Origin of the sequence: Streptomyces sp. NPDC059900 (assembly GCF_050270335.1) — a bacterium.
GTDB lineage: Bacteria > Actinomycetota > Actinomycetes > Streptomycetales > Streptomycetaceae > Streptomyces.
Map to the genome: position 1 here is coordinate 1 of NZ_JBNNJZ010000755.1, position 3314 is coordinate 3314.

The following is a 3314-nucleotide window of genomic DNA, read 5'->3' on the forward strand; positions in this document are numbered from 1 at the left end:
CAGCCGGGCCACCCCGCTCACCACCCCGCAGATCACCAGCGTCACCCCGCCCGCCACCAGCCAGACCCGTGCCCACGGAACCTCCGTGAGCAGGGCGGGGAAGACCGGAGCACCGGACGCGTCCACCGTCACCACCGGCATGATCACCACGGCGAGCCCCGCCCCGAGCACCGTGCCCAGAAGCGCCGCCGCCCCCGCAAGGGCCAACTGCTCCGTCCACAGGTACGCGGCGAGCTGCCCCCGCCGCACCCCCAGCGCCCGCAGCAGCGCGAACTCCCGCCCCCTGGCCCGCGCCGAAAGCACCGTATGCAGGGTGAAGGCGATGACGGCGAACGCCGGGGCGAGGGCGAGGCAGAGCCAGAGGCCCGCCCGCGCTCCGCGCCGCAGCGGATCCTCACCGAGCCGCACGCGCGCGTGCGGCACGTCCACGGCGGTACCGAGCCGGGGACGGTCCCGCACCGCCTGCCACGCGGCGGAAGCATCGCCCCGGCGCGCCCCCGCCCACCACACGCTCTCCGCCCCCGGCAGCGCCCCGCTCAGCACCAACTGGGCAGCCATCGCGCGCGAGTCGGCGAGCAGCCGGGGCCGGTCGCGCGGGAGGCCCGGCACCGCCGCGATCCGCCCGACGATCTTCAGCCGCGCACTGCCGCCCGTGCTCCGCCGCACGGTCACGACGTCCCCGACCCGTACCGCCCCGGAGTCCAGCAGCGCACGGTCGGCGAGAGCGGGCGCCGCGGGGCGCCCCTTGGCCCTGTCCGTGCCGAGCCGGACGTTCCATGTCGGGTACTTGATCCGGGTATCGGGACCCCTGAGCACCGCGTCGAGCAGCACCCCTGCGCCGGGACGGTCCTGGCACAGGACGGGCCCCGGCGACTCCCCCACCGTCCCGCGCGGCGGCTCCGCGCCGGGGCACCCGGCCCCGTAGCGGTCCGGTGCGTCCTCGCGCAGGTCGCGCCACCCGGCCTCCTCGGTGAGCCCCGGCACCCGGTCGACACGGAGCCGGTAGGTGCGCCGCACCGTCTCCCCCGCCATGCTCAGGTCGATCTGGAGGATCCGCAGACTCCCGCCACCACTGCGGACCGGCACCTTCAGCGGCACCACCCGATCGCCGCCTTCTTCAAGAATCACGGCACTTGAGTGGACGAGTCCGTCCTCGTCCTCGAAGAAGACGGTCAGCCGGACCGGTACGACCGCACGGCCCTGACCCCCCACCGACAGCCGCACCCGAAGCGGCAGCTCCCCCGAACCCGACCCCGGCCGCGACCCTGACCCCGCCACAGCGAGCCCATGCCGCGCAACCCCCTCCCCCAGCGGCGCGACAAGCTCCCGCACGGGCCGCGCCGCCAGATCGCCCCGCAGCGAAGGCACCGGCCCCCGCCCGGTGTTGATCCCGGTCACGGCCACCGCGTCCTGCCCGATGTAGCCCTCCGTGGTCACCACGGGAGTGACGGCGTCGACGCCCGGCAGCGCGGCGTACGTCGCACGCCGCTCCCCGGCAGGCAGGCTCTCCCCCGGCTCGATCCGCAGGTCGGCGCCCACGCCGAACGCGGCCTGATCCCGGTCACCCCGGTCGAGAACGGCAAGGGCGGTACTGCTCAGCGCCGCCACCGCCAGGGCGAGCGTCACCACAAGGGCGGGCCCCGCGTGCCGTGCCGCGCGCCGCCCGATCTGCCAGCCGCCGAGCGGCAGCACGAGCCCCCTGCCCCGCCGGGCCAGCGGATCGATGCCCCGCGTCAGGAGGGGCAGCAGGCGCAGCACGAGCAGCGCGGCGGCGGTGGTCATCACCACGGGCGCGAGCACGAGCACCGGGTCGACGCCGTCCCCGGTCACCGGCGACCGGTACTGCCTCAGTTGCAGCCACCCGAGGACGGCGACCGCCGCAAGCCCCACATCGGCGCCCACCCGCTGCGTCCCCGCGAACCTCCCCGCCCGCAGCCGGAGGCGGCTCACCGCGCGCCGGTCCCGCACCACCCGCACGGTGGGCAGCAGCACCGCGCATCCGTGCACCACGACGGCGAGGGCGGAGGCCACCCACGCGGCACCGACCACGGCCGCGTCCGGCACCCCGCCGGGCAGCAGCCCCGCCCCTTCGAGCAGCCTCAGGAGCGGCCCCGCGAGGAAGGGCGCGGCGACCCCCGCCGGAAGGGCGATCACCGCCCACTGCACGCCCGCGGAGGCCACGAGCCGCCGCGTGCCCGCACCCCGGGCGGCCAGCAACGCCAGTTCGGGCCGCCGGTGTTCGGCGAGCTGACGCCCGGTGAGCACCAGGGCGGCGACCGCGAGGGCAGCGAGCAGCGTGGCGGGGACGTAGAGCCCGGCGCGGGCCACGGCGATGGGCGTGGTGAGCCGGTCGAGCGCCCTGCGCAGGCCCGCGGAGACGGTCAGGCCGGCCTCGGGTCCCCTGCCCCGCAGCACGGAGAGCGAGGAGTCGCTGCCGCCGAACTTCCTGGCCCGCTCGGCCAGCGGCCCGATGTCGCCGAGCCGCAGCCCGCCCGCCTCGGGCACGCCGAGCCACAGCGCGCCCGCGTCCTTCGCGAGCCCCGGCCGTGCCGTGAACGCGTCGCGCGCGGCGAGCGCGATGGAGTCGGCCGTGCCGAACGTACTGCTCAGGCCGGCCCACACCGCGGGAGCTCGCCCCTCGGTCGTATAGAGCCCGACGACCTTCAGCCGCACCGCACGCCCACCGGCACCGCGGACGACCACCTCGTCGCCGGTCCGCACCGCGATCTCGGCGGCGAACGCCCTGGTCAGCAAAGCCTCCACGGGAACACCCGCCGCATCGGCCGGACCGGCCACGCCATCCGAACCACCCGCACCACCGGAGTCACCCCGTGGCCACCGCCCCGCCACGAGCCGGGCGTGCGACCGCGCCCCTTCCAGCGCGACCACGGACACGGTGGCGTCCTCGCGGCGGCGGCCCCCGGCCTCGGTCACGGCGAGTTCGTCGTTGCGCGCGGCCGGTGCCCGCAGCGCGAGGCGGGTGCGGTGGGGCACGTCGCCGTAGGTGCGGTCGACGGCGGCCCGTACGTCGCCGTCCAACCGCCGCACGCTGTCGGCGCCGTAGCGCCCTGCGACCTCGACGACGGCTTCCCGGTCCGCGGTGAGCCGTTGCCGTACCCCGCCTTCGACCGCGTTCTCGGTCAGCGCGACCAGGGCTGCGAGCACGGTCGCCGCCAGCAGGACGGCGAGCCCCGCGGCCCCGAGCACCATCCCGTGATGCCGGCCGCTCCGCACCACGGCGGGCATGCGCCGCCCACTCACCGCACCGGTCTCCCCCCGAATGACCGGCACAGTATGGACGTACGCGATTGCGA

At 76.7% G+C, this 3314-nt stretch carries 1 protein-coding gene; it reads right to left on the reverse strand.

Annotation, left to right across the window (positions count from 1 at the left end; all coding sequences use genetic code 11):
• On the reverse strand, positions 1 to 3261 hold a 3261-nt coding region (locus tag ACQKIP_RS43365; RefSeq protein WP_427745538.1), incomplete at its 3' end, for an FtsX-like permease family protein.
• Between the last annotated feature and the right edge of the window lie 53 nt (positions 3262 to 3314).